Genomic DNA, 22,235 nt, shown 5'->3' on the forward strand with positions numbered 1-22,235 from the left:
CGTCCGGTCTGGAGATGCCCATGTCCCGTGACGACTTCTTCGCGGTAGGTGCGGTGCGGACTTCGCGCCTGCTCGTGGCCCTGTTCGTGGCGTCCTTCGCCGCCGGCTGTGGGGACGACGATGACGACTGCGTGCCCAGGACGTGCGAGTCGCAGGGTTTCAACTGCGGCGATGCGACGGACGGCTGTGGCAAGACGCTCGACTGTGGCACCTGCGGAGCGCCCGCCACCTGTGGCGGCGGCGGCGAGGACAACGTCTGCGGTTGCCCCGACATCAAGACGGCGTGCAGCCCCGGGAACGAGTGCGGCACCGAACCGGATAACTGTGGTGGCACCGTCTCCTGCGGCACCTGCGCGGCGCCGGAGGTGTGCGGCGGGCGCGGCGTGGCGCAGACCTGCGGCATCCCCTCGGAGGCGCGCGAGTGCAGTGACGGCTGGTGCTGGGAGTATCCGCTGCCCCACGGCTACAGCTTCAAGGGCGCGCACTTCAGCGCGGCCAATGACGGCTGGGCCGTGGGCGAGGACGGCTTCATCCAGCACTGGGATGGAACGCGCTGGACGCGCGTGGGCAGCGGGACGCTGAACACCCTGCGCGACGTGCACGCCCTCTCCGGGACGGACGTGTGGACGGTGGGCGCGGGCGGCACCGTGCTCCACTCCACGACGGGCAGCGCCTTCTCCGCCGTGGGCTCCGGCACGACGCGCGACCTGAACTCCGTGTGGGCCTCCGGGCCGGGGAACATCTGGGCCGTGGGCGCGGGCGGCACCGTGCGGCGCGACCAGGGCAGCGGCTTCCAGGGCGTGGACGCGGCCACGACGAAGGACCTCAACGGCGTGTGGGGCAGCGGGCCCGCGGACGTCTGGATGGTGGGGCAGTCCGGGACGCTGCGCCGGTATGACGGCAACGCGGTCTCCGGCATCGACGCGGGCACCACGGACATCGACTTCCACGAGGTGACGGGCACCGGCCCGGACGACGTCTGGACGGTCGCCTCGGATGACCCCTGCATCTTCTGCGACGACTTCGGCCAGGTGTTCCGCACCACGCCCGCGGGCATCGAGCAGTCCCTGCGCTCGTCGGATCAGTTGTTCTACGTGTACGCCGCGTCGCCCTCGCTGGTGCTGTCGGGCGGAGAGGACTTCGGCTACGTCTACAACGGCACGAAGTGGACGGACACGGACGAGGACGCCGTGGGGCCCATCGCCGGCAGCGGGCCTGACAACGTGTGGTCCTTCGGTTCGGGCGGGCAGGTGCAGAAGTGGAGCGGGCAGGTGTGGACCTCCCAGGCGCCGCTGCGCACGTTGAGTGTGGCGCGGGCCATCCATGGCACGGGGCCGTCGGACGTCTGGGCGGTGGGTTCCCCGGGCCGCGTGCTGCACTGGAACGGCGGCGGATGGATCGAGCCGCAGCTGGACTTCTCCCCCGTCGACAGCGTCTCGGGCGTCTACGCGGCTTCGCCGACCGACGTCTGGGTGACGTCCTCGTTCCATGACCGCATCTACCGGTTCGACGGGGCCCGCTTCATCACGCAGCACCAGTCGGAGAACTCGCTGGCCCTGAATGCCATCCATGGCTCGTCCGCGACGGACATCTGGGCGGTGGGCGATTCCGGCCAGGCCATCCACTTCGACGGCGCCGCCTGGACGCGCAAGCCCACGGAGAGCACGGCGGCGCTCCAGGCCGTCTGGGTGCAGGGGCCCTCGCTGGCCATCGCGGTGGGCGACGCCGGCACCATCCTTCGCTGGGATGGCACCGCCTGGAGCACGATGACCTCCAACACCAACAAGGGCCTGAAGGCCGTGTGGGGCAGCGGGCCCTCCGACGTCTGGGCCGCGGGCGCGGACGGCACGCTGCTGCGCTACAACGGCGCGCTTTGGCTCCCCATGGCCAGCGGCACCACGTCCCAGCTCAACGGGCTGATGGGACGCTCGGCCACCGAAATCTGGGCGGTGGGCGACAACGGCACGTTGCTGCGCTTCGACGGCGGCAAGTGGACCTCGGAGACCACCGGCACCCGCCGCGTCCTGCGGGCCGTGTGGGCGCCGTCCTCGTCGGAGCTGTGGATGGTGGGGGACACGGCCGTCCTGCACAGACCCTGACACCACGCGAGCAGGCTTGAGCGCGTGACGCCGCAGGGGCTCCCGGGCGGCCGGGGAGCCCCTGCCGTGCCGTGTCCCGAGCACGGCCTTGCATCATCACCATCGTCTTCTGGTACCCCCATCAGAAGGAGACGGGTGATGTGTTGCAACACACGGATCTGGCATTCCCACCACTGCATCCTGCCGCCGTACGTCAGCCGGCAGATTGCGCAGAACGGCTCCCCGCAGCAACGCGCGCAGGCCCTGCGGACGCTCTCCATCGACAACACCCTGCGCGCCATCCGCTTGTCGAGCAGCGGTGCACCGCAGGCCGCGAAGCGGTTGATTCCCGGCCCCATGGTCGTGGAGAGCCAGAAGCTGCGCACCGTCTACGACGTGAAGAACACCGAAGCCCTTCCGGGGACGGTGGTCCGCAAGGAGGGGTCGGACGACGTCAGCGACGCGGCGGTCGACGAAGCCTACGTCGGCCTGGGCGCGACCTACGACCTCTACTGGGACGTCTACGGGCGCAACTCCATTGACGGCAACGGCATGCCGCTGAACGGCCACGTCCACTATGGCAGCGGCTACGACAACGCCTTCTGGGACGGCGAGCGCATGGTGTTCGGCGACGGCGACGGCGACCTGTTCAACCGCTTCACCATCTCCGTGGACGTCATCGGGCACGAGCTGGCCCACGGCGTGACGGAGCACGAGGGCCCTCTTGCCTACTTCTCCCAGGCGGGCGCGCTCAACGAGCACATGTCGGACTGCTTCGGCTCGCTCGTGAAGCAGCGCCTGTTGAACCAGACGGCGGACCAGGCCGACTGGCTCATCGGCGCGGGGCTCCTCACGGACAAGGTCAAGGGCAAGGCCCTGCGCTCCATGAAGGACCCCGGCACCGCGTTCGATGATCCGGTGCTGGGCAAGGATCCGCAGCCGGCCCTGATGAAGGACTTCGTGAACACGTGGGAGGACAACGGCGGCGTGCACATCAACTCCGGCATCCCCAACAAGGCCTTCTGCCTCGCGGCCATCAACCTGAAGGGCTACGCGTGGGAGAAGGCGGGCCTCATCTGGCTGGAGACGCTGCGTGACTCCCGGCTGAAGCCCAACGCGTCGTTCCTCTCCTTCGCCCGGCTCACCGTGACGGCGGCCGTCCGGCTCTACGACAGCGGCGACGAGGAGCAGATCGTGCGCGACGCGTGGAACCAGGTGGGCATCAAGGTCTCCAAGGAGCGGGCGGGCGCGCCGGCCTGGACGCCGCAGGTGCCGAAGCAGGCCGCGCAGCAGCCGGTGCAGCGCAAGCACTGAACCCTGGAGTCGACGGAATGCGAATCCAGCTCAAACGGGAGGGAGGCATCGCCTTCTTCCCGGGCCTCACCAGGCCTCGCACCGTGGAGCTGACGGCCCTGCCTCCCGCCACGGCGGAGGCGCTCCAGCGCGAGGTGCGGGAGGCCCGCTTCTTCGAACAGCCGGCCACCGTGGGCGGCGGTCCCACGGCGGGCGCGGACCGGACGAGCTACGCCGTCACCATCGAGGATGACGGCGGGAGGAAACATTCGGTCCGGCTGGTGGAGCCGGTGACGGAGCCGCACCTGCGCTCCCTGCTGGCGCTCATCCAGAAGGCCGAGCAGGAGCAGCGCGCTCCCTAGCGAGTGCGGAGGACGTTCTCCCCCCGTGTCACGAACGTGTGACGCGGCTCGCTCGTTCATGTGACAGGACGAGGGCGCCGGTAACGGTGTGGCAACAACAGGGGGCGGTGCGTGGCGGAAGGCGGCGCCATTCGGTAACGGGAGCGCCACATCGGGACCGGGCGGGTCCTTCCCTGTTCCCCGCCGGCTCTCACGCACCCATGTCCTTCGCCTCGTCCCACCGCTCCGTCCTTCAGGCCCTGCTGGCTGGTACCGCGCTCCTCTTCTCCCACTCCGCCCTGGCCCAGGAGACCCCGCCCGAGCCCGCTCCCAAGAGCGAGGCCGTGCCTCCCGCCGCCCTGCCGCCTCCCGCGGAGGAGAAGGAGAAGGAAAAGGAGAAGACCAAGCCCTGGTACGAGACCCTCCGCCTCCGGGGCTACACGCAGGTCCGCTACAACCGGCTGCCCAGCTTCCGGGTGAACGACGCGCTCATCAACGAGCAGGGTGACCGCTTCCTGGGCAAGGACACCGGCTTCGGCATCCGCCGCGCGCGGCTCGTCGTCTTCGGGGACGTGCACCCGCACGTGTCCATCTACCTGCAGCCGGACTTCGCCTCCGTCATCGGTGACCAGTACAACGTCGCCGTCATGCGGGACTGGTACGCGGACATCTTCGTGGACGCGAAGAAGGAGTTCCGCTTCCGCGTGGGCCAGTCGAAGGTGCCCTTCGGCTTCGAGAATTTGCAGTCCAGTCAGAACCGCCTGGCGTTGGACCGCAACGACGGCATCAACAGCGCGCTGAAGGACGAGCGCGACCTGGGCGTGTTCTTCTACTGGGCGCCCGCGCACATCCGCGAGCGCTTCAAGTTCCTCGTCGACAGCGGCCTCAAGGGCTCTGGCGACTACGGCGTCGTGGGCCTGGGCGTCTTCAACGGCCAGGCGGCCAACCGCGCCGAGCGCAACAACAGCCCCCACGCCGTCGCGCGCGTCACCTATCCCTTCCTCTTCGGCTCCCAGTACGTGGAGGCCGGTGTCGGCGGGTACTACGGCCGCTTCAACACCACCGCGACTCCGCGCGATGACGCGGCCTATGCGCTCGCGCGGGGCCCGAACATGGTGGATGCCCGCGGCATCGTCAGCCTGACCGTGTACCCGCAGCCGCTGGGCTTCCAGGCGGAATACAACTTCGGGCGCGGGCCGTCGCAGGGCTCGTTCCCGGACGAGGCGCTGCTCATCGACAGCCGCAAGCTCCAGGGCGGCTACGCGCAGCTCATGTACAAGCTGGACGGGGTGGGGGGCGTGTCGCTCATCCCCTACGTGCGCGGCACGCTCTACAAGGGCGGCAAGAAGTTCGAGACCAACGCCCCCCTCTACGACGTGCGCGAGCTGGAGCTGGGCGCGGAGTGGCAGATCTGGAAGGCGCTGGAGCTGACGGCCGCCTACGTCATCGCGGACCGCACCTCGTCGCGCTACCCGTATGCACAGGAGCAGGGGCACGTGACGCGCCTCCAGCTCCAGTTCAACTACTGAGTCAGAGGCGCGGGTCGACGGGCTCGCTCTCCCGTGTGACGGGGTCCACCTCCAGGAGGAGCGCCGCCGTGGCGCGGCTGGCGGAGGCCTCCGGGGAGAAGACGTGCGCCAGTCCGAAGGGCCCCTGACGGAAAAGGGGGCCCCTTCTTCCTGCGCCTATCCGCCGACCGCCTGGTCGATGGCGCCGAAGATGCTGGCGCCCGAGTCATCCCGCATCTCGATGCGCACCCGGTTGCCGCGCTTGAGGAACGGCGTCTTCGGCGCGCCGTCCCGGAGCGTCTCCACCACGCGCACCTCCGCGATGCACGAGTAGCCCGCGCCGCCGTCCTTCACCGGCTTGCCGGGACCGCCGTCCGGGCCCCGGTTGGACACCGTGCCCGAGCCCACGATGCTGCCCGCGCACAACGAGCGCGTCTTCGCCGCGTGGGCCACCAGCGTGCCGAAGTCGAACGTCATGTCCACGCCCGCGTCCGCGCGGCCGAAGGGCTCGCCGTCGAGGGAGACCTCCAGGCGGCGGTGCAGCTTGCCCTCCCGCCACGCGGTGCCCAGCTCGTCCGGCGTGACGAACACCGGTGAGAAGGCCGACGCGGGCTTGGACTGGAAGAAGCCGAAGCCCTTCGCCAGCTCGTTCGGGATGAGGTTGCGCAGGGACACGTCGTTGACCAGCCCCACCAGCACGACGGCGCCCAGGGCCTGCTCGCGCGTGGCGCCCAGCGGCACGTCGCGCGTCACCACCACGACCTCGCCCTCCATGTCGCAGCCCCATGCCTCGTCGGCGAGCGGGATGGGCTGGCGGGGCCCGAGGAAGCCGTCCGAGCCGCCCTGGTACATCAAGGGGTCGGTCCAGAACGAGGGCGGCAGCTCCGCGCCGCGCGCCCTGCGCACCAGCTCCACGTGGTTCACGTACGCGGAGCCGTCCGCCCACTGGTAGGCGCGGGGCAGGGGCGCCGCGCACCGGGCGGGGTCGAAGGCGGCTCCGGGGACCTCTCCGCGCTCCAGCCGCTCCGACAGCGCGCGCAGGGCCGGCGCGTGGCGGTCCCAGTCATCCAGCGCGGCCTGGAGCGTGGGCGCGATGGCGGACGCATCCGCCTGCCGGGACAGGTCCTTCGTCACGACGACCAGCCGCCCGTCCCGTCCTGCTTCAAGAGAGGCGAGCTTCACGGCTGGCCGCCTCCGGACGGGGACATCTTCGCCTTGGGCAGGTCCGCCCAGCAGGCGTCGTAGTCCTTCTGGAGGACGGGGCTCTCCATCGCCTGGCGCGTGGGCGCGATGACCCAGCGGGTCTCGAACATGAAGGCGAGCGTGTTGTCGATCTTCTTCGGCGTCAGCTCCGCGGCGACGGCGGCTTCGTACGTCTTGCGGTCCGGGCCGTGGGCGCTCATGCAGTTGTGGAGCGACGCGCCGCCGGGCAGGAACGCGTCCGCCTTGGCGTCGTAGACGCCGTGGACCAGGCCCATCAACTCGCTCATCACGTTGCGGTGGAACCAGGGCGGCCTGAAGGTGTTCTCCGCGACCATCCACCGGGGCGGGAAGATGACGAAGTCGCAGTTCGCCGTTCCCGGCGTGTCACTGGGCGACGTGAGCACCGTGAAGATGGACGGATCCGGGTGGTCGTAGCTCACCGTGTTGATGGTGTTGAAGCGCGCCAGGTCGTACGTGTACGGCGCGTAGTTGCCGTGCCACGCCACGACGTCGAACGGCGAGTGGTCCAGCGTCGTCTCCCAGAGGTTCCCCTGGAACTTCTGCACCACGCGCGTGGTGCGCTCCACGTCTTCATAGGCCGCGTGCGGCGCCACGAAGTCGCGCGGGTTCGCCAGGCCGTTGGACCCGATGGGCCCCAGCTCCGGGAGCCGGAACTGCGCGCCGTAGTTCTCGCAGATGTAGCCGCGCGCGGGACCGCCGGGCAGCTCCACCCGCATGCGCATGCCGCGCGGGATGACCGCGATGTGGCCGGGCGGGACCTCCAGCACGCCCAGCTCCGTGACGATGCGCAGCGTCCCGGACTGGGGGACGATGAGCAGCTCGCCGTCCGCGTTGAAGAACGCCGTGTCCGTCATGGACGCGTTCGCCGCGTAGAGGTGCACCGCCGCGCCCGCGCCTTCGGACGGGGAGCCGTTGCCGCCCAGCGTGAAGAGCCCCTCCAGGAAGGTGGTGGGCGTGGTGGGCATGGGCGCCGGGCTCCAACGCAGCCGGTTGGGCGAGGGTGGCACCTCCCGGAACGGCCCGCTCTTCAGCGTGCGGGCGTCCACCTGCCGGTACGCCGGGTGGCCCGCGCTGGGCCGCAGCCGGTACATCCACGTGCGCCGGTTCACGCCGCGCGGCGCGGTGAACGCAGTGCCGGAGAGCTGCTCGGCGTAGAGGCCGAACGCGACGCGCTGGGGCGTGTTCTGGCCCACGGGGAGCGCACCGGCGACAGCCTCCGATGCGTGCTCGTTTCCAAAACCTGTCAGGTGGCGGACGTTTTCCATGGCGTCCGAAATAGTAACAGATGTAACCAACCCGGCAAGGCTCAGGGGCCGGGCTTGAGGGCTCGGATGGCGGCGCGCTCCACGCGCTCCAGCAGGGAGCGCAGCACCTGTCGTTCAGCGGGTGACAGCTCCGCGAGCACCTCCGCCTCCGCTTCGAGCGCGGCGGGGGCGACGCGCTGGTAGAGCCTGCGCCCCGAGGCGGTCAGCGTCAGGCGCCGCGAGCGGGCGTCGCTCTGGCTCGTGGCGCGCCGCACCAGGCCACGCTCCTCCAGCGAGCGCGCGGCCCGGCTCACCGGGACCTTGTCCATGCGCGTGCGCCGGACGAGCTCCAACTGGGAGCGCTCGCCGTCCTCGCCCAGGACGGCGATGAGCCGCCACTCCTGCGTGGAGAGGCCGTCCTCGGCCGCGTACACGCGGGCGATGCGCTGGCTCACGACGTTGTCCGCGACCGACAGGCGATAGGGGAGGAAGTCATCGAGGGTGAGGCTCGCGGCGCGTGCTTTCTTCATCGGGCGACGGACTATAGCCAGCCACCCAGGCAGGCGGACGCGCTGGGCGCATTGCGTGAGGGGCCGGTGGCGCGGACCTTCAGGGGCAGGGAGGCCAACAAGGTGAAGCGTCAGAAGGCGAAGACGTGCTGAGTCGTCAGGCCTTGATGGACAGGAGGACGGTCTTCAGGGGAATGCCCGGGTGCTAGTGTCGAGCACCCATCCGTCCCTGGAAGGAGTGCGCTCCATGCTGTCGCTGCTCGCCACCGTCCTGCTCGCGTCCGCGCCCGTGACTGCTTCGTTGTCGCTGCTCACGCCGGAGGACGCGCCCGCGCACTCCGCGCGACTGCTGGTAGCGCAGGCTGCTGAGACCGGCGTTCAGGAGGTCCCTGTTCCCTCGACTCCCTTTCCGGACCGGAGCCTGGATGCGCGCATCCAGGAGCTGACGCAGCGGGTGGGCCTGCTCCAGGAGGAGATCGACGGCATCCGCCTGGGCCGCCCGCGCAGCTCGAAGATCATGACGACCATCGGCTTCATCCTCGCGGCGACGCTGTTGATTGGCCTGCCCATCGTGATCGACGGCCTGATGGATTCGGGCTCGGATCAGAAGACGAAGCTGCTCGTGGGCCTGCCCATCACGGCCGTGGGCGTCGTGGGCGTGGTCCTTGTCGTCGTGGGCTTCAGCCGGGGAGGGCGCATCGCGCGGGAGAACAAGGCCCGGCGCAACGCGCTCATCGAGGAGAAGACCCACCTGGAGTCGGAGCTGCGGGACCTGAGGGCCCGCCGCGATGGCCTGCGCTCGCGACAGTGGCAGCCCCGCCCCTCCGTCCCCCTCATCGCCGTGAGCTTCTAGTAGGCGCACGCGCGGTTGTTGCACCACCCCTGCGTCGTGCCGCAGACGCAATCCGAGTCGTCGATACAGCGGGTGGACGGGCACGTCGGGCCGCCGCCACCGCCGCCACCCGGGAGCTGGTAGGAGCAGGCGTTGCGCGTACACGCCACGGACTGCGCGTTGGGACACGCGTTCCAGCAGTCATCCACCGAGGAGCACCGGACGGAGATACAGAGCAGGCCCGCGGCCTCCTCGGGCGTGGGCTCGGAGGCCAGCGCCTCCGACGCGTCGCTGGCGGCACACACCGCCTGCGTGGCCATCTCCAGGGCCGGCGCGGACGGCTCCGCGAAGGCCGCGGTGGCCGCGAAGGACAACAGGACGGCGACACTCCAGGACAGGCTTCGACGGGACGATGACATGGCGGCGGGCTCGTTCCTCCCAGTGAAGCCATGCGGCACTGCATGGGGAATCCTGGGAACACCAAATTAACATGGCTGTCCGGGATGGGCCCGCGCGCCCCCTGGTGACCGCGGCCATCAGCCCCTGACGGCGGACATCAGGGCCGGGCCTCCAGGCGCGGGCCAACCCACTGGAATCACGTGAGGGACATGCGCTCCGGGGGCGGCACGACGGTTGCTGTAGGGGAGGGCACACGACGTCTTCGCATTCCGAGGCCCACCATGAAGCTCCGCTCCTCCTCCTTCTCCGCGCCGTCCCTCTCCTCCGGCTCCCGCACGCGCAGCCCCAGCGCGCCTCCGAAGCTGGAGACGGTGACGCCCCGGAAGGCGCCCTCTGCGCTGGAGCTTCAGGATGGCAAGAGCAAGCTCAAGCCGGCGGACCACGGCGTGGTGCACCCGGACCTGCCGGGCATCCGGACCCGCCGTGACAGCCGTCAGTCCGGCGCGGACTTCGCGGACTTCACGCAGGACGCGCGCAACTCCACGCACACGCTGATGAGCCGCCCCGTGGGCAACCAGATGCTGACGGAGCTCAACGGCCGCACGCAGCACGTGAACCCCGGCGCGACGGGCACCGCGCACAAGCCGCTGACGGTGGCGGACATCTACTCCGGCCGGGACGAGGCCATGCCCATGTCGCACCGCCCGCGCCACGACGGCACGCTCCAGTCGCTGCGCCCGGCGTACCGCCAGGACGGCCAGGCGGGTACGGGCCAGGCGAGCCGCATCAACTACAACGAGAACCAGCCGAGCCAGCGCTTCAACAGCCTGGGCCACGAGTCCGTCCACGCCTGGCGCGCCGCCAACGGCGTGCAGGTCAGCCCCCTGGCCGTCAGCACGCACTCGGACGCGGAGGTGTTCAAGCGCTACCCCAGCCACTCGGCCGCGATGAAGGACACCGTGGAGACGCGCCTGCAGCTCCAGGAGGAGTTCGAGACCGTCGGCCTGCGCCCCACGCCGCGCATGCCCAACGCCCCCTCGGAGAACCGCATCCGCGCCGAGCACGGGCTGCCCGCGCGCCAGGACTACTCGGGCTTCCGGCCCGGCGCGAACAGCAACCAGCAGAACTTCGAGAACTTCGACGCGGGCTCGGATGACCGCGGCCGCTTCCAGAAGTTCATGGGGACGCCGTCGCCGCTCGGGCGGATTGTCGGCGACCTGGAGAAGTAGGCGCTCGCGACGACACCCTGCCTGACGCGGATTGCCGCGCGCGCGCAGTCCCCCCACCGTTCCTGAAAAGACCGCAGGCCCGGGGGGACCTCATGCGCGCGCGACTGCTGTTCATCCTCATCCCGTCCCTGATTCTTCCGGGGACGTACGCCGGAGCACGGGATGCCAGCCCGGCCGCGCACGGCGCGCATGGCAGGCCCTCCGCGATGTCGAGCCTGAGCTCGCTCGCGGAAGGCGCGGTGCTCTTCGACAACCTGGGGAACTTCCAGCGGAAGGTGACGACCCGGTCGCCCGAAGCACAGGCCTTCTTCGACCAGGGCATGCGGCTCACGTATGCCTTCAACCACGACGAGGCCGCGCGCTCGTTCGCCCGCGCCGCGCAGTTGGACCCCTCGTGCGCGAGTTGCTTCTGGGGCGTCGCCCTGGTGCTCGGGCCCAACTACAACGTGCCCATGCTGCCGGACCGGGCGGCGACCGCGTGGACGGCGCTACAGAAGGCCCAGGCGCTCGCCCCCACGGCGACCCCCACGGAGCAGGCGCTCATCGGCGCGCTGTCCCGGCGCTACGGCGGGCCGGAGCCCCGCACGCCCGAGGAGATGAAGCCCTTCTCCCAGTCCTACGCCAACGCCATGCGCGACGTGGCGAAGCGCTTTCCGGATGACGACGACGTGCAGGTGCTCTTCGCCGAGTCCCTGATGGACTTGAACCCGTGGAAGCTGTGGACGCTGGCGGGCAAGCCGGAGCCGGGGACGGAGGAGATTGTCTCGCGGCTGGAGTCGGTGCTCGCGCGCGCGCCGAAACACCCGGGCGCCAATCACTATTACATCCACGCCGTGGAGGCCTCGGAGCACCCCGAGCGCGCGCTGGCCGCCGCGGACCGGCTGCCGGGGCTGATGCCCGGCGCGGGCCACGTGGTGCACATGCCGGCGCACATCTACCAGCGGGTGGGCCGGTACGCGGACGCCTCGGAGAGCAACCGCCGCGCCGTGCAGGCGGACAATGACTATCTGCGGCAGGTGGAGCCCATCGGGTACTACCCCATGTACCTGGCCCACAACTGGGGCTTCCTGTCGTTCTCCTCCTCCATGGAGGGACGCGCGGGGGAGTCCATCCGCGCCGCGCGCGAGTCCGCGAACGTCCTGCCGCCGGAGATGCTGAAGGAGATGCCGGGCATGGACTTCTTCGCCGCCGAGCCCCTGCTCGCGATGGTGCGCTTCGGGCACTACGACGCGCTGCTCACGGAGCCCCGGCCGGATCCGAAGTACCCGGTGCTGACGGGGCTGTGGCTGCACGCGCACGGACTGGCGCTCGCGGCGAATGGGGAGTTCAAGGAGGCCCGCGCGGAGCACGCGGAGCTGGTGAAGCTGGCCGCCAGCGTCCCCGACACGATGACCGCCGGGAACAATTCGGCGAAGGACGTGCTGGACGTGGCGGCGCGCGTGCTCGACGCGTCCATCGCGGAGCGCCAGGGCTGCTCGGACGCGCTGACGCGCTGGGAGGACGCGGTGCGCGCCGCGGATCAGCTGGCCTATTCAGAGCCCAGTGACTGGTTCTACCCCGTGCGCCACTTCCAGGGCGCGGCGCTGCTGGACGCGAAGCAGTACAAGGCCGCGGAGGCCGTGTACCGCGAAGATTTGCGCCGCAACCCCGGCAACGGCTGGGCGCTCTTCGGGCTCGCCCAATCGTTGAAGGGCCAGGGGCGCACGGCCGAGGCCAACGCCGTGCAGCAGCGCTTCAAGACGGCCTGGGCAGGCTCCGACTTCGCGCTCACCCGCACGGCCTTCTGACGTCAGCGGGCCCCGGCGCGGCGGAAGCCGTACACCCATGCGCCCGCGGCGACGAGCGCGGGCAACACCACGGACACCGTGAGCGCGCCGAACACGGCGTCGTTCACGGGCTGCCCGATGAGGTCCACGCCGGACACCCGCAGCCACGCCTTCACGCAGGTGATGCCCCAGTTGGCCCAGTTGGCGACGATGACCGCCCAGGCCAGCCGCCGCTGTCCCACGGGACCGTAGCGCAGCATGGGCAGCGTCCACGCGACGCCCAGCAGGAAGAACGTGCCCATCAGCGCGTTCAGGTGCGCGGCGAGCGCCATCCCTGGATCCGCTGGCACCTTGCCTGTCATCGCCGCGGAGACGTAGCCGCCGGTGAGCAGGCCCACCAGCATCAGCCACGCGGCGGCGTGGGCCATCAGCCGGGCCACGGGCTGGACGAGCGGGACGACGGGGGACTCGGGAACGGCGGCCTCGGAGAGGGGACGGGCGGAAGCAGTGCGCATGGTGGGCGGAGCGTCATCCTCGCACCCGGCCTCGCGTGGACGCCAATCCCCCCTCCTGACTCCCAGCGTCAGAAGCGCGCCTGGAGCAGCACGCTGACGCCCACCGCGTTGGCGGGCTGGAAGACGGGCCGGGCGACGCCGAGATCGTCGGACTCGAAGAGGGTCCGGTTCGGGTCGTGCGTGTAGGAGACCTCCGCCAGCACGCCGGCCACCGGCCCCAGGTCCCAGCGCAGCGTGGCCTTCGCCGTCACCACCAGCTTCGGGTCCTCGCCCACGGGCAGGAGGCTGAGCATGTTGGGGCCCTGGAACACGGCGGTGTAACTGCTGCCAGGGAATCCCAACGGTGCGGCCTCGAGCGACGCAGGCCGGGTGACGCGCATCAGCAGCCCGGGCGTCAGCCCCCAGTCCTGGAGGTGGTAATCACTGCTCAGCGTGCCGGAGACCTCCGCGCGGGTCTCCGCGTCGTTCAGGAAGTCCTGGTACGGAGGGAACCCGGGCACGTCGACCTGGATGAAGCCGAGGGAGCGGACGTAGGCCAGCGCATGCGCCCGCCAGAAGCCCTGCTTCACCCGGGCCTCCAGGGCTCCGGCCCCCGACGTCTGGGTGCGCCGCTGGGGCGGGTCGGATTCCCGATCATGCAGGCCCTGGGACACGATGCTGCCTTCCAGCGACACCGACGCGGCGAAGCCGCCGGGGTAGGTCTCGGGCTGGAAGAAGCGCTCGAAGAAGGTCGGGTCGCCCGTGTAGAGCTTCAGGTCGACGTTGTTCCCGATGGGGGCGCCCCGGTGCCAGACCGCGCCCAGCGAGGCCCCGCGCACGGGGACGTGCATCTCGATTCCCAGGTTCGCGACGCCGGGAATCTGTCCCCGGTCGAGCACGGTGCCCTTCGCGGCCAGCCGCACCTCGGGTGTGACGTCCAGGAAGCCGCCCGCGAGCAGGGCGTAGCGGCGCGAAACCTCCAGCTCCAGGTCGTCGAGCACAGGGGCGGACTTGAGCGCCACGAAGGCGTCCCACCGCCGCCGGGACAGGCGCAGCTCCAGCGCGGACTCGGCGGCCGAGCGGCGCGGGAAGGCCTGCCGCTCCCACGTCACCGGGTAGGTGAAGCCCATGTAGAGCCGGGACGTGGACATGGGGTGGACCCCCACGGAGAGCCCCTCTCCTGCTTCCCAGCCCGAGGGCCGGTAGCGCACCCGGATGGTGCTGCCATTGTCCGAGAAGCCAATGCCCGGCGAGCCCCCCGTGATGAGGAAGAACGACAGCGCGGCCTCCGCGCGCAGACCCGACGCGAGCTCCGGCGTATGTCCTTCCAGCGCCGCGTGGAAGGAGGTGGCGGCGGGGGATTCCGGGGCGTCGATGTCCTCGTCGGTGCCGTAGAAGGACAGCCGCGCCTGGAAGGGCGCCTCGGTGGGTATGGCTTCAGGGGCCTGTCCCAGGCACAGCAGCAGGGGAAGCGTCAGGAGTGGGGACGTCATGGGCGCGCGCGTTTAGCACGCTCCTCCCGGGACTGGCATGACCCCCCGGCGCTTCAGGACGCGGCGTCGATGCGGCTGTGGCGCCGCGTGTCTGGCATCACCGTGTAGACGAGCAGCGAGCAGAAGATGCAGGCCGTGACGTACCAGAAGAACCACGGCTCGTGCCCGGCCAGCTTCAGGCGCGTGCCCACGTACTCCGCGGTGCCGCCGAAGAGGGACACCGTCAGCGCGTAGGGCAGCCCCACGCCCAGGGCGCGGATGCGCGCGGGGAACAGCTCCGCCTTCACCACGGCGTTGATGGACGTGTAGCCGGAGAGGATGACCAGCGCGGCGAGCACCAGCAGGAACGCGGTGAAGGCGTCCTTGGTCCGCGTCAGCGCCGTGAGCAGCGGCACCGTGCACAGCGTGCCCAGCACGCCGAACCCCATCAGCACCGGCCTGCGGCCCACCCGGTCGGAGACGAACCCCAGCACCGGCTGGAGGAACATGTAGAGGAACAGCGAGCCCGCGGAGATGAGCGTGGCCTCGTCCCGCGTCAGCCCCACGGAGTTCACCAGGAACTTCTGCATGTAGACGGTGTACGTGTAGAAGGCCAGCGTCCCGCCCATGGTGAGCCCCACCACGACGGCGATCTCCTTCGGGTGGCGCAACAGCTCCCGCATGGGGTGGTGCTCGGACTTCTTCGCGGCCTCGCGGGTGAAGGCCTCCGTCTCCACCATGTTGCGGCGCATGTAGAAGCCGAAGATGGCCAGCGCCGCGCCAATGCCAAACGGGATGCGCCAGCCCCAGGCCTCCAACTGCGGGCCCGTCAACACCCCCCGCTGCAACACCAGCAGCGTCAGCGTGGCCAGCAACTGGCCCATGATGAGCGTGACGTACTGGAAGGAGCTGTAGAAGCCCCGGTGGCGGGAGGTGGCCACCTCGCTCAGGTAGGTGGCGCTGGTGCCGTACTCACCGCCCAGCGAGAGGCCCTGGAGCAGCCGCGCGAGCATCAGCACCATGGGCGCCGCCACGCCGATGCTCGCGTACGTGGGGCACACGGCGATGACGAGCGAGCCCAGGCACATCAGCGTGACGGACAACGTCAGCGCGGACCTCCGGCCCCGGAGGTCCGCGTAGAGCCCCATCATCCAGCCGCCCACCGGCCGGATGAGGAAGCCCAGCGCGAACACCCCGGCGGTGTTGAGCTGCCGCACCAGCGGATCCGCGTCCGGGAAGAACGCCTGCGCGAAGTACAGCGAGAACGCGGAGTAGACGTAGAAGTCGTACCACTCGATGAGGTTGCCCACCGAGCCGCCGAAGATGGAGAGCAGCCGCTGCCGGACGGTGGACATCGGGCTTCGGGGCTCAGGCCTTCAGCGTGCGGCCGAAGAGGTCCTCGAGCCGCTTCCAGTGCGTCTCCGCGACCTCCGCGTTGAACTGGGGCGTGCCCGGCACCGAATAGCCGTGCTGCGCGCCGGGGTAGAGCTCCGAGCGGTACTTCACGCCCGCGTCCTTCAGCGCCGCCTCCAGCGTGCGGATGGCGTCCGCGGGCATGGAGTTGTCGTTGTCCGCGTGGCCGAAGTACAGCTCACCCTTCACCTGGTTCACCAGGCGGTGGGGGCTGTCGGGCGAGTCCGTGGCCAGGCGGCCGCCATGGGAGGACGCCACCGCGCCGATGCGGTCCGGGAAGTCCGCGCCCATGCGCACGGCGATGCCGCCGCTGAAGCAGTAGCCGGCCACGCCCGCCTTCGGGCCCTTCACGGAGGGCTGCCGGGCGAGGAAGTCCAGCTCCGAGCCCGCGTCCAGCTTCAGGCGCTCCGGCGTCAGCGCGCTGATGAGGCCGTAGAGGCGCTTGCGGAAGGCCTCGTCCGCGAAGGAGCCATGGGCGAGCTCCAGCTTCGAGCTGTGCCCCTCCCGGTAGAACACGTTGGGCAGCAGCACGACGTAGCCGGACTTCGACAGGCGCCGGGCCATGTCCTCGAAGACGGGCCGGATGCCAAAGGCATCCGGAATCATGATGACCGCCGGCCACGGCCCGGAGCCCTCCGGCTGGAACAGCTTCGCGTCCATCACTCCATCCGCGGTCTTGATGTCGACGTCCTGCATGGCGTGGGTGACCTCCAGCGCGGGCGGTGCGTGTGCCCGGCAGGAGGGTGACACCACACGCGCGGGCGTTGCGCCATCCGTTTCGCGGCGGGCCCCCACCTCCCCCGCGCGAAAAGGACACTTGCCTGCCTGTGCTCCTTTGACGCACGTGCGCCAGGCTCACGTGCCTTGGGTGTGCTCGCGCGCGGCTCCTGGCAGGATCGCGGTCCATGGAGCGGGAGGGCAGGGTGCTCATGCATCGAGAAGGCGCGGCCGTGATCCGGATGCTGGTGCTGCTGGGCGCGTTGGCCGGGGCCAGCGCGCGGGCGGAGGTGACGCGCGCGGAGTTCCTGGTGCCGTCGGAGGAGGGCATCGAGGTGTCCGTGCGCGAGGTGAAGGACGCGGGCATGCAGGTGGCCAACCTGCCGCCGCTCATCCTCCTGCACGGCGCGCGGGTGCCGGGGCGCGCCTCGTTCGACCTGCCCGTCGAGGGCGGCTCCATCGCGGCGGAGCTGGCCCGCGCGGGGCATGCGGTGTACCTCATGGATGCGCGCGGCTATGGCGGCTCCACGCGGCCCCTGGCCATGAGCACGCCCGCGAAGGGCCGGCCCCTGGTGGGCTCACATGAGGTCGTGCAGGACGTGCACGCGGTGGTGGGCTGGGTGAAGGCGCGCACGGGGCAGCGCCGCGTGGGGCTGGTGGGCTGGGCCACGGGAGGTCACTGGGCGGGCATGTACGCCAGCCTCCACCCGGACAACGTCAGCCACCTGGTGATGCTCAACGCGCTGTACGCGGGCAGCGCGGAGCACAAGATGCTGGGCAGGGGCACGGACTTCGAGGACCCGAAGCGGCCGGGACACTTCAACGCGGAGGGCATGGGCGCCTACCGCTGGAACACGGGCGCGTCGCTGATGGCGGTGTGGGACCGGCAGCTACCAGAGTCGGAGGAGGAGCGGGTGAAGTGGAGGGACCCGGAGGTGGCGGCGTCGTTCCAGCGTGAGGCGGTCACGAGTGATCCGCTGGGGCCGTCCCGCACGCCGTTCGCCTTCCGGGCGCCGTCCGGGGCGCTGGAGGACAGCTTCTACCTGGCCACGGGCCGGCAGCTGTGGGACGGCGCGTCCATCACGGGGAAGGTGCTCATCCTGCGCGCGGAGAATGACTTCTGGAGCCGGCCGGAGGACGTCACGCGCCTCCAGGAGCACCTGAACCACGCGGCCAGCGTGAAGGCCGTGGTGCTCCCGGGCGCGACGCACTTCGTGCACCTCGAGCGGCCGGAGCGGGGCCGCCGCCTCCTGATGGACGAGCTGCTGCGCTTCACCGGCGCCCGCGTCACCCCCGCGCCGAAGCCCCCGAAGCCGCCCCAGCCGTGAGCCGCTAGACTGGTGGGGATGATTTCCATCCGGAGACTCGAACAGGCGACCCCCGGGGAGCGGGAGGCGCTGGCCGAACTGCTCATCGACTCCGTCGAAGGAGGCGCGTCGGTGGGCTTCCTGCCGCCGCTCGCGAGGGACGCGGCGGTGGAGTACTGGCGGGGCGTGCTCACGGCGCTGGGGCCGGGGCTGCTGCTCTGGGTCGCGGAGGTGGACGGGCGCATCGACGGCACCGTGCAGCTCGCGCCGTCGCTGCGACCCAACGGGCTGCACCGCGCGGAGGTGCAGAAGTTGCTCGTGCACTCGCGGGCCCGGGGGCAGGGGCTCGCGTCGCGGTTGCTCCAGGAGGTGGAAGCGTACGCGCGGGGCGCGGGGCGCACGCTGCTGGTGCTCGACACGCTGGCGGGCTCGAAGGCGGAGGCCGTCTACCAGCACTTCCAGTGGCAGCGCGCCGGAGAGATTCCGGACTGGGCGCGGCACACCGACGGTGAGCTGCACCCCACGGTCCTCTTCTTCAAGCGCCTCGTGCCCTGACGCTCACTCACGGGCAACACGCATCTTCAGGGGTGATAGGGATAGCGCGCCAGGACCTTCCCGTCTGGCGACACGGCATACAACTCGTACCAGTGCGCGGAGGGATTGAAGCCCGGTGCTGCCCAGCCACACTTCGCGACGTTTCGCTTGATCTCCACGAAGTACATCCCGTCATGTTGGGCGACGGAGACCTCCATGGCCTTGGCGGTGTAGGAGCAGTCTTTCGCATACTCCTTGGGAAAGCCCGCCAGCAGCCGCTGCAGGGCAGCATGGGCAGCGAGAACCGCTGGACCGTCCAGCGTTGCCAGGGGACGCAGGTCGTCAGGCCACTCAATCCCCTCCGCGATGATGGGCGCGCGGGCGGTCGTGCCTCCGCCGGCATCCGTCGCCATGGCGCTGCCCCCGTCCTTCGCGGCAATGCCCGAAGAGGCAGGAGGCGTGCCTCCATCCAGCAGGAGCGTGATGAGAAGGACGTGATGAGGAAGCTTCATCATGGGGACAGGCTCCAGGTCACTTCTACCACTTCAACTCGGGTGAGCAGCGGGGCAGCAACATGCGGGGGCTGCGCATGCCGGAAGCCTCTTGTGGATGACAGTTCGCCTGGAACTCCCAAAGCGACTTGGCCTCATTCCATTGGAAGACCTCCCCCGCCGGGTTCCACTTGTAGAAGCGAGGTTCGTCCTTGTGTCCCGTGGCGAGCCAGGCCCATGCGGGAATCAACCGGTTCCTCGAGTCGCGCGCCAGTTGCCCGTCCGGGCTCGCGGCATAGGACACCATCGTCCACAGCCCGTCCGCCATCTTCACCACGGGGAATCGGGTCAGGTCGTCACTGCTCATGTTCGTCGCGCACGGGTGATTGTGCGCGAAGCCGACGATGGGCAGGTTCCGACCAAAAGATTCATCGTCGACGCCACCGAAGGGTGGCTGGCATGAGCTGCGTTCCTTCATGAGGTTGCGGATGGGCCAGGAAACACGCCAGTCCTGCGGCGTCTTGTAGAGGGCGACGCAGTATTCGGATGCATCCGGTCTTGGACCGCCGGTGTTCGGGTCGCAGGCATCCATCGCGCCCGGCAAGTTCATCAGGGCTCTGAGCGTTGGCAGCACCAGGTCATCCGGAATCGTGTCTGTGTCCGATACGACGACAGGGATGTCCTTGTGTGGCCAGGGACCTGGGGCCACCGCGAGGTCGAACCGCCCTTCCAGGATGGGGAGCTCGGAGCGCAGGTAGTAGAGGCGAGGGCCTGCGCAGGCCAAGAGCAGCACGAACATGAAGGCGCAGGTCCGCAGCATCGTTCCGCAGGATAGCGGGTTGCCCGGATGCCTGTGCGGAACTCAGTCCGCCCGGAGCACGACCGCGGGGGGCACGTGCGCGGCCCTTCGCGCTGGCAACAGCGCCGCGAGGAAGGCCACGGCGCCGAGCACCGCCACCACCACTCCATACGTGAGCGGATCCGTGGGCCCCACGCCGTTGAGCAGATGGGACAGCGCGCGGCTGGCACCCCATGCGAGCCCCAGCCCCAACACCAGCCCCACCGCCGTGAGCCGCAGGTAGTGGCTCAACACCATGCGCATCAGCTGGCCCGCCCTTGCACCCAATGCCATGCGGATGCCCAGCTCTCGCGTGCGCTGCACCACCGCGTAGGCCACCACCCCGTAGAGCCCCACCGCCGCCAGCACCAACGCCACCCCCGCGAAGAGGCTCGCCAGCAGGAGATAGAAGCGCAGCGGCGCCACCGTTTCATCCACCACCGACGCCAGCGTCCGTGTGCTTCCCACCGCCAGGTTCGCGTCCAGCCCCCGGACCTCCGCCCGCACCGCCCCGGCCAGCGCCAGGGGCTCTCCGGTCGTGCGGAGCACCAGCACCATGTCCGTCGTCCGCGCCTGCTCATAGGGCACATACACCTCCGGCGCGGCGGGCGCGGCCAGCCCCTCCGTGGCCAGGTTCGCCACCACCCCCACCACCCGGCCTCCGAACGCGCCGTTGCCCAGGTCCATGTCCAGGTCCAGCGTGCGGCCCAGCGGATCCTCTCCCGGCCAGAAGCGGCGCGCGGCCTCCGCGTTGATCAACACCGCGCGGCCACCCGCGCCCCGGTCCTCCGGCAATAGCCCCCGGCCGCGCAGCACGGACACCCGCAGCGCCTCCAACGCGCCCGGCGTGACGATGCGCATGCTGGCCTGCCAGGGCTCCGTGCCCGGCGCCACCGGCCGCTGAGGGTCTCGCACCGCGAGCGTCCACCGCTTCCCCTCCAGGGGAACCGCGTTCACCGCGCCCGCCACGCTCACCCCGGGCAGGCTGCGCAGCCGCTCGAGCAGCCCGTCGTAGAAGGCCGCGGGCGCCGCGCTGCCCATGGCGTAGCGGATGGGCGGCAGGCTCAGCTTCACCGTCAACACGCCCTCTGGCTGGAAGCCCGGGTCGACCCGCCGCAGGTGCACGAAGCTGCGCAAAAGCAGCCCCGCGCTCACCAGCAGCAGCACCGCCAGCGCCGTCTCCGCCACGATGAGCGCCGCGCGGGTGCGGTGGTGATGCGCGGCGCCGCCCGCGCCCTCGCCCGCGGTCCGCAGCACGCGCGCCAGCTCCACCCGCGATGTCTGCCACGCCGGCACCAGCCCGAAGAGCAGCGTGGTGAACACCGACAGGCCCGCGGTGAACGCCAGCACGGTGCCATCGAGCGACACCTCGTCGATGCGCGGGATGTCCCGGGGCCCGAACGCCGCCAGCGCATCCAGCGCCCACATCGCCGCGAGCAGCCCCGCTCCGCCCCCCAGCGCCGACAGGAGCGCGCTCTCCACCAGCAGCTCCCGCGCGATGCGCCCCCGGCTGGCCCCCAGCGCGAGCCGCACGGAGGTCTCCGCCTCGCGCGACGCGGCCCGCGCCAACAGCAGGTGCATGAGATTGGCGCACGCGATGAGCAGCACCAGCCCCACCGCGCCCAGCAGCAACAACAACGAGGGGCGCACCGGGCCCACCAGCACGTCGCGCAGGGACTCCACGCTCGCGCCCATGTCCGCGTTCGTCGCCGGATACCGCGCCGCTAGGCTCCGCGCGACCGCCGCCGCGTCGGCCCTCGCCCGCTCGAGGCTCACGCCAGGCCCCAGCCGCCCATACACCTCCAGCCAGTGCGCGCCGCGCGCCTCCGGCTTCGTCATGGACGCGTCCTGGACCAGCGGCGTCCACAGCTCCGCGCGCGACGGGAAGTCGAAGCCCGGCGCCATCACGCCCACCACCGTCCACGGCAGGAGGCCGCCCAGGTTCACCGTGCGCCCCAGCACGTCGGGACTGCCGCCGAAGCGGCGCTGCCAGAGCGCATGTGACAGCACCACCACCTGGGGCGCCCCCGGCGCGTCATCCCCGGCCTGGAGCGCGCGGCCCAACCGCACGCGAGGCCCCAGCACCTGGAAGAACCCGGCCGTCACCATCCCGGCCTGCACCTTCATGGGCGAGGCCTCCGTCCGGTCCGCCCCGAGCGTCACCTGCACGGGCGCCACGCCGGCGAGCCCCTCGAAGGTCCGCGTCTGCTCGCGCAGGTCCATCAGGTCCGGCGGTGACGTCGGCCCCGGCCCCTGCCGGCCGACGCTGAACAGCCGCACGAGCCGCGCGTCGTCGCGCAGGGGCAACGGCCGCAGCAGCACCGCGTGCACCACGCTGAAGATGGCGACGTTGGCGCCAATGCCCAGCGCCAGCGTGGCCACCGCCACGACGGTGAAGGTGGGGCTGCGCCGCAGCCGCCGCAGCGCGAACAGGAGTTCCTGGAGGAGGAGGGGAGCCATGGCGGACGCCGTTGAGCATGGCCCATGCCAGGGAGCCCGGACAGCCACGCCCGGGCCACACGACGGAGGAACTGACCGGCGCTGGG

General features: G+C 70.6%; 21 protein-coding genes. 9 read left to right on the forward strand and 12 right to left on the reverse strand.

Translation table 11 applies throughout. The annotated features are described in order from the left end of the window. Positions 1-20 precede the first annotated feature (20 nt). From JYJ93_RS13645 to JYJ93_RS13660, 4 genes are all read left to right on the forward strand, one after another. Positions 21-2,099 (forward strand): hypothetical protein, encoded by a 2,079-nt coding sequence (locus JYJ93_RS13645; protein ID WP_206790836.1) that lies wholly within the window; start codon positions 21-23, stop codon positions 2,097-2,099. A gap of 138 nt (positions 2,100-2,237) precedes the next feature. Then, positions 2,238-3,392: a M4 family metallopeptidase gene (locus JYJ93_RS13650; protein ID WP_206790845.1), complete on the forward strand. Its 1,155-nt coding sequence runs from the start codon at positions 2,238-2,240 to the stop codon at positions 3,390-3,392. A gap of 17 nt (positions 3,393-3,409) precedes the next feature. After that, a complete protein-coding gene (locus tag JYJ93_RS13655) occupies positions 3,410-3,733 on the forward strand; it encodes a protealysin inhibitor emfourin (RefSeq protein ID WP_206790848.1) in 324 nt (107 codons plus the stop codon). 200 nt (positions 3,734-3,933) lie between these two features. Continuing rightward, entirely contained in the window at positions 3,934-5,241 is a 1,308-nt protein-coding gene (locus JYJ93_RS13660) for a porin (protein WP_206790849.1), read from the forward strand. 1 nt (position 5,242) lies between these two features. Here JYJ93_RS13660 and JYJ93_RS40585 read toward each other — a convergent pair whose 3' ends face one another. The 4 genes from JYJ93_RS40585 to JYJ93_RS13680 are packed head-to-tail and all read right to left on the reverse strand — an operon-like array spanning position 5,243 to position 8,218. Further along, positions 5,243-5,401, reverse strand: coding sequence for a hypothetical protein (locus tag JYJ93_RS40585; RefSeq protein ID WP_347402714.1), 159 nt, complete (start codon positions 5,399-5,401; stop codon positions 5,243-5,245). Continuing rightward, on the reverse strand, positions 5,398-6,402 hold the full coding sequence (locus JYJ93_RS13670) for a fumarylacetoacetate hydrolase family protein (RefSeq protein ID WP_206790852.1): 1,005 nt from the start codon (positions 6,400-6,402) through the stop codon (positions 5,398-5,400). The genes JYJ93_RS40585 and JYJ93_RS13670 overlap by 4 nt, the downstream gene beginning before the upstream one ends. Then, on the reverse strand, positions 6,399-7,709 hold the full coding sequence (gene hmgA, locus JYJ93_RS13675; RefSeq protein ID WP_206790867.1) for a homogentisate 1,2-dioxygenase: 1,311 nt from the start codon (positions 7,707-7,709) through the stop codon (positions 6,399-6,401). Before hmgA ends, JYJ93_RS13670 begins: the two co-directional genes overlap by 4 nt. A gap of 41 nt (positions 7,710-7,750) precedes the next feature. After that, positions 7,751-8,218 (reverse strand): MarR family winged helix-turn-helix transcriptional regulator, encoded by a 468-nt coding sequence (locus JYJ93_RS13680; RefSeq protein ID WP_206790868.1) that lies wholly within the window; start codon positions 8,216-8,218, stop codon positions 7,751-7,753. Positions 8,219-8,444: 226 nt separating this feature from the next. Here JYJ93_RS13680 and JYJ93_RS13685 point away from each other — a divergent pair, with 226 nt between their 5' ends. Continuing rightward, a complete protein-coding gene (locus JYJ93_RS13685) occupies positions 8,445-9,050 on the forward strand; it encodes a hypothetical protein (RefSeq protein ID WP_206790871.1) in 606 nt (201 codons plus the stop codon). On the opposite strand, the gene JYJ93_RS13690 is transcribed toward JYJ93_RS13685, so the two are convergent. Next, positions 9,047-9,448: a hypothetical protein gene (locus tag JYJ93_RS13690; RefSeq protein WP_206790872.1), complete on the reverse strand. Its 402-nt coding sequence runs from the start codon at positions 9,446-9,448 to the stop codon at positions 9,047-9,049. The genes JYJ93_RS13685 and JYJ93_RS13690 overlap by 4 nt on opposite strands. Positions 9,449-9,709: 261 nt before the next feature. On the opposite strand from JYJ93_RS13690, the gene JYJ93_RS13695 reads away from it, so the two are divergent. Beyond that, positions 9,710-10,657: a M91 family zinc metallopeptidase gene (locus tag JYJ93_RS13695; protein WP_206790874.1), complete on the forward strand. Its 948-nt coding sequence runs from the start codon at positions 9,710-9,712 to the stop codon at positions 10,655-10,657. Between the two features lie 92 nt (positions 10,658-10,749). Next, complete coding sequence (locus JYJ93_RS13700) at positions 10,750-12,444, forward strand: hypothetical protein (RefSeq protein ID WP_206790877.1); 1,695 nt, start codon at positions 10,750-10,752, stop codon at positions 12,442-12,444. Between the two features lie 2 nt (positions 12,445-12,446). On the opposite strand, the gene JYJ93_RS13705 is transcribed toward JYJ93_RS13700, so the two are convergent. The 4 genes from JYJ93_RS13705 to JYJ93_RS13720 all read right to left on the reverse strand — a co-directional run bounded on the left by JYJ93_RS13705 (position 12,447) and on the right by JYJ93_RS13720 (position 16,498). Continuing rightward, the gene (locus tag JYJ93_RS13705; RefSeq protein ID WP_206790879.1) at positions 12,447-12,938 is read right to left on the reverse strand and encodes a hypothetical protein; all 492 of its coding nucleotides are present in this window, start codon (positions 12,936-12,938) and stop codon (positions 12,447-12,449) included. A gap of 68 nt (positions 12,939-13,006) precedes the next feature. Then, positions 13,007-14,410 (reverse strand): hypothetical protein, encoded by a 1,404-nt coding sequence (locus JYJ93_RS13710; protein WP_206790880.1) that lies wholly within the window; start codon positions 14,408-14,410, stop codon positions 13,007-13,009. Between the two features lie 53 nt (positions 14,411-14,463). Further along, positions 14,464-15,744 carry an MFS transporter gene (locus JYJ93_RS13715; RefSeq protein WP_206790882.1) on the reverse strand — a complete coding sequence of 427 codons (1,281 nt, stop codon included), beginning with the start codon at positions 15,742-15,744 and terminating at the stop codon, positions 14,464-14,466. 13 nt (positions 15,745-15,757) lie between these two features. Next, positions 15,758-16,498, reverse strand: a complete 741-nt coding sequence (locus JYJ93_RS13720; protein ID WP_206790891.1) for a dienelactone hydrolase family protein — start codon at positions 16,496-16,498, stop codon at positions 15,758-15,760. Between the two features lie 233 nt (positions 16,499-16,731). Here JYJ93_RS13720 and JYJ93_RS13725 point away from each other — a divergent pair, with 233 nt between their 5' ends. Both JYJ93_RS13725 and JYJ93_RS13730 read left to right on the forward strand, forming a co-directional pair. Then, positions 16,732-17,847 carry an alpha/beta fold hydrolase gene (locus JYJ93_RS13725; protein WP_242543790.1) on the forward strand — a complete coding sequence of 372 codons (1,116 nt, stop codon included), beginning with the start codon at positions 16,732-16,734 and terminating at the stop codon, positions 17,845-17,847. An 18-nt stretch (positions 17,848-17,865) separates the two neighbouring features. After that, positions 17,866-18,381 carry a GNAT family N-acetyltransferase gene (locus tag JYJ93_RS13730; protein ID WP_206790905.1) on the forward strand — a complete coding sequence of 172 codons (516 nt, stop codon included), beginning with the start codon at positions 17,866-17,868 and terminating at the stop codon, positions 18,379-18,381. Between the two features lie 26 nt (positions 18,382-18,407). On the opposite strand, the gene JYJ93_RS40010 is transcribed toward JYJ93_RS13730, so the two are convergent. From JYJ93_RS40010 to JYJ93_RS13745, 3 genes are all read right to left on the reverse strand, one after another. Then, on the reverse strand, positions 18,408-18,875 hold the full coding sequence (locus JYJ93_RS40010) for a hypothetical protein (protein ID WP_242543791.1): 468 nt from the start codon (positions 18,873-18,875) through the stop codon (positions 18,408-18,410). 22 nt (positions 18,876-18,897) lie between these two features. After that, on the reverse strand, positions 18,898-19,650 hold the full coding sequence (locus tag JYJ93_RS13740) for a hypothetical protein (RefSeq protein WP_242543792.1): 753 nt from the start codon (positions 19,648-19,650) through the stop codon (positions 18,898-18,900). Between the two features lie 63 nt (positions 19,651-19,713). Then, complete coding sequence (locus tag JYJ93_RS13745) at positions 19,714-22,149, reverse strand: ABC transporter permease (RefSeq protein WP_206790909.1); 2,436 nt, start codon at positions 22,147-22,149, stop codon at positions 19,714-19,716. Positions 22,150-22,235: the final 86 nt, after the last annotated feature.

Source organism: Corallococcus sp. NCSPR001, from assembly GCF_017309135.1.
Lineage (GTDB): Bacteria > Myxococcota > Myxococcia > Myxococcales > Myxococcaceae > Corallococcus.